The organism is Mammaliicoccus sp. B-M6 (genome assembly GCF_022386965.1).
In the GTDB taxonomy this organism is placed as follows: Bacteria; Bacillota; Bacilli; order Staphylococcales; family Staphylococcaceae; genus Mammaliicoccus; species Mammaliicoccus sciuri_A.
The window spans coordinates 1-4,217 of record NZ_JAJNHJ010000061.1; the positions used below are offsets into that span (position 1 = coordinate 1).

Below are 4,217 nucleotides of genomic sequence, written 5' to 3' on the forward strand. Positions count from 1 at the left end.
CCTTGTTAAATTGTTTATATCTGAAATAGTTCATACAGAAGACTCCTTTTTGTTAAAATTATACTATAAATTCAACTTTGCAACAGAACCATTTCGTTTATGTTACTTCTTTGATATAACAGACTTAAACCAACCGCTTCAATTCTTTTATTATTTAGTTCATTCATGCAAAAAACGTTGATTTATATTTAATTTCACAAAAATACATAGTAAAATAAATTTAGTACATTCCATGTGCTATGATGTCTTGATTACTAAGACATTACCATATTAAACACCATTCCAATTTCTAGACCCTATACCATTAAATAGGGTCTTTTTCTTCTCTTTTCATTTGTTTATACTCATCTATCATTCAATCATTCTAAAACCTAATTTCAACAAGTTATTATTGATATTTTTTCTTCAACGTATCAGAACCTATCGCACCTATAATCATTAAAAGTAATGGCCCAAATGAATAAAGTATAGAGTCAGATAGAAAATCAATTTCATTACCAGTCACTTTAACAGTAACAAATATTACTAATTTTGAAATTATGATTATCAAACCTATGAGCGTTAAAATATCAAAAAAAACTACCCATTTGGGGTATTTTAATTTTCTACTATCTTGTATTATTTTATCTTTCAAATAATCATCTCCTTTTAAAAGTTCATCTACAGTGATATTAAATATTTCACTTATTTCTAAGAGTGTTTCAATGTTTGGATAACCTTTTTCATTCTCCCATTTTGAAATTGATTGTCGACTTATTTTTAACTTTTTTGCTAAATCTTCTTGAGATAAATTTGTTTCCATTCTTTTCTTTTTCAATACTCTATGAAACTCCATTCTTTCACACTCCTTATTGATTTATTTTAAAAGTAGTTCTTTGATTTTGTAAGAATACCATAGTTGCAGTATGTAACCGCAAAGTTGCAATAAGATGATCTAACTAGTAATCATCTAATAAATCATTTATATTTCGCTTTGTTTTTAAGACTTTGTCTCATGACCTCATCTGAATACTTTTGATTTTTTCAAACGTACGTCATAACCCTTCATTCTATATCTAAGTTTAAAAGCAGAATATTTCCGATAATCAATGATTCCTTCTTTACTTGCGATACCTATATCATATAACTCTTGTACGGTTACTTTTTTTGTCCTTCGTATCATATATTAACTCCCTCAAAATCTTTAACACATTAATCCGATTAACTAAAACGAATTTATAATCCTAAATTACTAAAGTGTACTTTTGTACATTCTTTATGTAAATATTATACACTTTCTATTCAATTTTTTTCATTCCTATTACATATAAACTATCTTAATGATACAATTTAATTAGTGGTGTTTTTCCTTTCTATTTATTTTAATTTACTCAAACTATAAAGTAACACCGCTACATTAAAACACACCTTTTAATGTTTTCGCAGGTAGCCCTAACTCATCCAACTGTTAGGGCTTTTTTCATGCCTTATTTCACATGCCGCTTCTTACCTGTTTCTGTATTCAAAATGACTTCATGATACAATCACATTAAGTAAATATACCTATACCATATTATGATAAAGGAGGTTTTACGATGAAGAAAATAACCATTAGGAATTATGAAATTGAACCAGCTTGGTTAATTGGCTTAGTTGCTTGTTTACTTATACCTGGTTTTCAAATCTTTATTTTCCCAGTCCTTGTATTAGCTATCGTTTATGGTGTCCATAAAATTGATTAGTAATTTCATATACATCTCTTGAGGTGTTTCTATAAGCGGTATAGGGGTTTGGTTTTACGGTTTTGAACTTAGGGCAAAATATGCGACGCCCCGTTGAGCGAGGATATTTTGCCCGTAATGAAAAAGTGTGAAGCCCCGTGCAAGCGAGGACTTTTTCATTAATGCTTTTAGAACGGGAAAGGGTGAGGACTCAGAACGCTTTCCCGTTCTTTCGTTCTTGGTTTGAAGCGGTTAGCAAAAGTTGATTCTGTTCGTGGCTTGGTTAGGGTAAGGTTCGGAATAGGCGCTTAATAGGTTCGGGTCGGGTTTGTTGAGGTTAGGTTTTTGTGCCTGCGCACCTTAGATTGATTGGATTTGTGGCATGATAGGATAGCTTTCTACATATCTAGGCGCTTATAAGGTTGAGGTGGCCAGTATCTCTTTTCGGCACAGATCAGTTTCTGCGCTTGCTTTGGGTACGGTGCTTCAATAAAAATATCCCGAACACTCGTTATAGCGTTCAGGATTTTGGGGGCGTTCTGGGTTAATTATATTTGCGCTGCTTTATTTATCTTTGTATTACTTTTAATAGATTAGACAATAAATTAATAATGATAAATATATATAAAATACCAACTAATGGTGCGTAGAATGTCCACCAGTTTGTTGTTAGCTCATTTGAGTGAAAGCCTAATAAACTGCTTAAGTCATTGATACTTGGTCGTTCTATAATTTCGCATGCGGGTCCATAGCAAACCTTCGTGCCTCCGAAGAATATTTTGAAGAAGGCTAGGTGTGTCATGACGAGTAAAGTTTGAAAACATATTCTCAAAAATATGATTAAATATTGAGTTTGTATGTTAGGTAATACATGTTTGATAAATATATGTTTATCGTTAGGACTAATGGTATATGCAGCTTCGATATAGTCTTGATTTAATATGTGTTGGGTTGATTCTTTTATCAGCATAGTAGTCGTCGGTATCATTAAGATTGTCAGAATGGTGATATTGTAAGTCATTCTAAATTGCATAGTAGTCGTAAAGCCGTCTATTGTTTCATATAGTAAAGGTTGCAATAAAATATACGCCAATATAGATTGAGGAATATAAAATAAAGTATTAGAAAAGACACTGTAAATACTTGTTGTCTTGCGATTAAATGCTAAATAAGTTCCAATTACAACTGAACAAAGAACCGATAAACTTGATATGACGATGATAATCAGTAATGTGATACGATATCCGGATAACACTTCAAATAACATATTTTTAGAAGCGGCATCCACACCAAAAAATGCTTTAAAGCTAGGTGCAAATGGAGAACTTTTCATAATATCCCCATTAGAATTGTATAGAAAGTTCATAGGTTTAGGCGTGATGTTTAGTAAATCAAAATAAATCACACCAACTAGGGCAGGCAAGATAAGTAACGTTAATAGTATATAAAATTTCTTCATGATAACCCTCCCCGTACACCAGTGAAGGTAAATAAGACTTTATGACTCATAAATATGGCGAGAGATACAGGTACATAAATCAATATAAACGTGACAAATAATACTTCTGGAGATCCGTAATCAAATATAAATGATGACAAGCCGTGCATGTTAAAGATTCTTTCCAAAAGTAATAAACTTGAAAGCGTGATCCAAATAATATGTTTAAAATTGATTAAATATGATGCAAACAAATTCCTTAATATGTGTTTAAAGTATAACTCTACATTTGATAAACCCTTCGCTCTAGAAAATTCAATATAATCTGCACGAGATACATCATCTAGAATACTACTTAAAAATGTCACGCTACTTACTAAAGGTATAATCGATAGTACCAAAATAGGGAATATTAAAGCTTTATCCTCTGAACTATTCGCTACATTAAACAATAGAATATCTGTATATCGATAAAATAATATCACCAATGAAATAGAAAAAGGTATGTAAAAAATATCCGGAATAATAGATAGAACTGTATTAATTTTTAAATACCATTTTTTAATATGGTCATTAACATATAAAAGGTATGTAAATAATAAAGATACGATAAAAGCTAACAATAGCGCAGCAAACAAAATCACAATAGTATTTATCCAAGGTTCAATAAAGAACGGAAATAAACTACGTTCAACATGTGATATTTTATTTGTAAATATAATATCTTGAGGATGAAATATATATAAAAACGTCGACTTCAAGGCATTAAGGTAGTTTAAGAAACTAAACCGTTGATCATCAAATAAAGCAGGCAAACACACTAATAATAAGAACACAATTATCGTCATGATGAAATTGAATAATTTTCTCATAAGGCATTTACCTACTTTCTAAATAAATTAACAGGAGGCATTCAAAGTAATATTAAAAGGTTCTGTTGCAAAGTTGAATTTATAGTATAATTTTAACAAAAAGGAGTCTTCTGTACGAACTATTTCAGATATAAACAATTTAACAAGGATGTTATCACTGTAGCCGTTGGCTACTATCTAAGATATGCATTGAGTTATCGTGATATA

The 4,217-nt window shown here is 30.7% G+C and carries 5 protein-coding genes and 2 pseudogenes; 3 read left to right on the forward strand and 4 right to left on the reverse strand.

Annotated elements, in window-relative coordinates; translation table 11 throughout:
• Positions 1-181, forward strand: a pseudogene (locus LQ693_RS13165) (hypothetical protein); the annotation flags it as partial.
• A 207-nt stretch (positions 182-388) separates the two neighbouring features.
• On the opposite strand, the gene LQ693_RS13170 reads toward LQ693_RS13165, so the two are convergent.
• Both LQ693_RS13170 and LQ693_RS13175 read right to left on the reverse strand, forming a co-directional pair.
• Positions 389-835 carry a helix-turn-helix domain-containing protein gene (locus tag LQ693_RS13170; RefSeq protein ID WP_107573242.1) on the reverse strand — a complete coding sequence of 149 codons (447 nt, stop codon included), beginning with the start codon at positions 833-835 and terminating at the stop codon, positions 389-391.
• A 165-nt stretch (positions 836-1,000) separates the two neighbouring features.
• Positions 1,001-1,162 carry a hypothetical protein gene (locus LQ693_RS13175; RefSeq protein WP_158011169.1) on the reverse strand — a complete coding sequence of 54 codons (162 nt, stop codon included), beginning with the start codon at positions 1,160-1,162 and terminating at the stop codon, positions 1,001-1,003.
• A 412-nt stretch (positions 1,163-1,574) separates the two neighbouring features.
• Here LQ693_RS13175 and LQ693_RS13180 point away from each other — a divergent pair, with 412 nt between their 5' ends.
• Positions 1,575-1,721, forward strand: a complete 147-nt coding sequence (locus LQ693_RS13180; protein WP_158011170.1) for a hypothetical protein — start codon at positions 1,575-1,577, stop codon at positions 1,719-1,721.
• Positions 1,722-2,268: 547 nt separating this feature from the next.
• Here the strand turns inward: LQ693_RS13180 and LQ693_RS13185 are convergent.
• Together LQ693_RS13185 and LQ693_RS13190 are read right to left on the reverse strand one after the other, a co-directional pair.
• Positions 2,269-3,159: an ABC transporter permease subunit gene (locus tag LQ693_RS13185; protein ID WP_107566147.1), complete on the reverse strand. Its 891-nt coding sequence runs from the start codon at positions 3,157-3,159 to the stop codon at positions 2,269-2,271.
• On the reverse strand, positions 3,156-4,010 hold the full coding sequence (locus LQ693_RS13190; RefSeq protein WP_107566146.1) for an ABC transporter permease family protein: 855 nt from the start codon (positions 4,008-4,010) through the stop codon (positions 3,156-3,158). Before LQ693_RS13190 ends, LQ693_RS13185 begins: the two co-directional genes overlap by 4 nt.
• A 117-nt stretch (positions 4,011-4,127) precedes the next feature.
• On the opposite strand from LQ693_RS13190, the pseudogene LQ693_RS13195 reads away from it, so the two are divergent.
• Positions 4,128-4,217: pseudogene (locus LQ693_RS13195) on the forward strand (IS6 family transposase); the annotation flags it as partial.